This window comes from Streptomyces cahuitamycinicus (assembly GCF_002891435.1).
In the GTDB taxonomy this organism is placed as follows: domain Bacteria; phylum Actinomycetota; class Actinomycetes; order Streptomycetales; family Streptomycetaceae; genus Streptomyces; species Streptomyces cahuitamycinicus.
Genome location: NZ_POUC01000721.1, coordinates 1 through 2,434, shown reverse-complemented (window position 1 = coordinate 2,434; position 2,434 = coordinate 1). Strand labels below are relative to the sequence as shown.

1 protein-coding gene and 2 pseudogenes are annotated in these 2,434 nt (G+C 70.0%); 1 reads left to right on the top strand and 2 read right to left on the bottom strand.

Annotated features, from left to right (window positions below; translation table 11 throughout):
* Window positions 1-240: pseudogene (locus C1J00_RS46085) on the bottom strand (hypothetical protein); the annotation flags it as partial.
* Between the two features lie 209 nt (window positions 241-449).
* On the opposite strand from C1J00_RS46085, the gene gcl reads away from it, so the two are divergent.
* A complete protein-coding gene (gene gcl, locus C1J00_RS42065; protein WP_102914072.1) occupies window positions 450-2,234 on the top strand; it encodes a glyoxylate carboligase in 1,785 nt (594 codons plus the stop codon).
* Here the strand turns inward: gcl and C1J00_RS47785 are convergent.
* Window positions 2,198-2,434 (bottom strand): annotated as a pseudogene (locus tag C1J00_RS47785) (hypothetical protein); the annotation flags it as partial. The gene gcl and the pseudogene C1J00_RS47785 sit on opposite strands and share 37 nt — an antisense overlap.

Here is a 2,434-nt window from a genome sequence, read left to right as displayed (position 1 = left end):
CAGCACCACCCCGCACGGGCACCCCACCTCCGGGCGCGGCCACTCGCCACGCCGTCCGCAGGAGCCGCACCGCACCGTCACCCAGTCGTCCTGCCAGACCCGGTGCGTGACGGGCGTAGGCGAGCCGTCGCGGTCCAGTCGCGGGGCCACCGGCGCGCCGCAGGCGCAGGGGTACCTGGGAGCCGTGTAGTGGTGCTCGCGGCGGCAGGCCGGGCAGCGCACCGCAACCGTCTCGGGCATGGCCACTCCAGAACCGTGTCGCGTCGGGACAGCGTGCCCATCGTGCTCCCTCGGGCCCTGCCCTGTCCGGCGCTTGGCGTCTCTTGACGCGCTTCACCCACCCCGCCTACATTCATTCCAGATAGCAGAAAACAAATTCCACAATACGGAAGAGCTCACCGCGGGGCGCGACGGGAGTGCGAATCCGACAGCCGAAGCAGGAGTACTCGATGGCTCGAATGACCGCTGCCCGCGCGGCAGTTGAGATCCTCAAGCGGGAGGGCGTCGCCGACGCGTTCGGTGTCCCCGGTGCGGCGATCAACCCCTTCTACGCGGCGCTCAAAGCCTCCGGCGGCATCACCCACACCCTCGCCCGGCACGTCGAGGGCGCCTCGCACATGGCCGAGGGCTACACCCGCGCCCACCCGGGCAACATCGGCGTCTGCATCGGCACCTCGGGTCCGGCCGGCACCGACATGATCACGGGCCTGTACTCCGCGACCGGCGACTCCATCCCGATCCTGTGCATCACGGGCCAGGCCCCGACCGCCGTGATCCACAAGGAGGACTTCCAGGCCGTCGACATCGCCTCCATCGCCAAGCCGGTCACGAAGATGGCCGTCACGGTGCTGGAGGCCGCGCAGGTCCCGGGCGTCTTCCAGCAGGCCTTCCACCTGATGCGCTCCGGCCGCCCGGGCCCGGTCCTCATCGACCTGCCGATCGACGTGCAGCTGACGGAGATCGAGTTCGACCCGGAGACCTACGAGCCGCTTCCCGTCTACAAGCCCGCCGCGACCCGCGCCCAGATCGAGAAGGCGATTCGGATGCTCAACGCGTCCGAGCGGCCCCTGATCGTCGCGGGCGGCGGCATCATCAACGCCGACGCCGCCGGACTCCTCGTCGAGTTCGCCGAGCTGACCGGCACCCCGGTCGTCCCGACCCTGATGGGCTGGGGCCTGCTGCCCGACGATCACGAGCTGAACGCCGGCATGGTGGGCCTTCAGACGTCGCACCGCTACGGCAACGCGACGTTCCTGGAGTCCGACTTCGTCCTCGGCATCGGCAACCGCTGGGCCAACCGCCACACCGGCAAGCTCGACGTCTACACGGCCGGGCGGACGTTCGTCCACGTCGACATCGAGCCCACCCAGATCGGCAGGATCTTCGCCCCCGACTACGGCATCGCCTCCGACGCCCGCGCCGCCCTGGAACTGTTCGTCGAGGTCGCCCGCGAGCTGAAGGCCGCCGGCGCGCTGCCCGACCGATCCGCATGGGCCGGGGCCGCGCAGGAGCGCAAGGCGACCCTCCAGCGGCGAACGCACTTCGACGACATCCCGATCAAGCCGCAGCGCGTCTACGAGGAGATGAACAAGGCCTTCGGCCCGGAGACCCGGTACGTCTCCACGATCGGCCTTTCGCAGATCGCCGGCGCGCAGATGCTGCACGTCTACCGGCCCCGCCACTGGATCAACTGCGGCCAGGCCGGCCCGCTCGGCTGGACCGTCCCGGCCGCGCTCGGCGTCGCCAAGGCCGACCCGGAGGCGTCCGTCGTCGCGCTCTCCGGCGACTACGACTTCCAGTTCATGCTGGAGGAACTCGCCGTGGGCGCGCAGCACCGGATCCCGTACGTGCACGTCCTGGTGAACAACTCCTACCTGGGGCTGATCCGGCAGGCGCAGCGGGCGTTCGAGATCGACTTCCAGGTCAACCTGGAGTTCGAGAACCTCAACTCGCCCGAGCTCGGCGTCTACGGCGTCGACCACGTCAAGGTCGCCGAGGGCCTCGGCTGCAAAGCCATCCGCGTCACCGACCCGGCGGAGCTGGCTGACGCCTTCGAGCAGGCCAAGAAGCTGGCCGCGGAGCACCGGGTCCCGGTCGTCGTCGAGGCGATCCTGGAGCGCGTCACCAACATCTCCATGTCGACGACCAACGACATCGGCAACGTCGTGGAGTTCGAGGAGATCGCCACCGAGCCCGGTCACGCGCCGACTTCGATCAGGACACTGAAGGTCTGACGCGCAGGGGAGCAGAGGGGCGGTCCGTCCGTGGGGACGGGCCGCCCCTCTGGCAGCAGGTCCGCCTCCACCAGGCCACGCACATGCAGGTCCACCACGGCGACGGTGACGGCGGCCCGCGGGCCTTCCCACAGCAGTGCGATCTCGTGCGGCTCCAGCCGGACCGCCGTGCCGTCGCTCATGGCCTCACCCCCGTACCG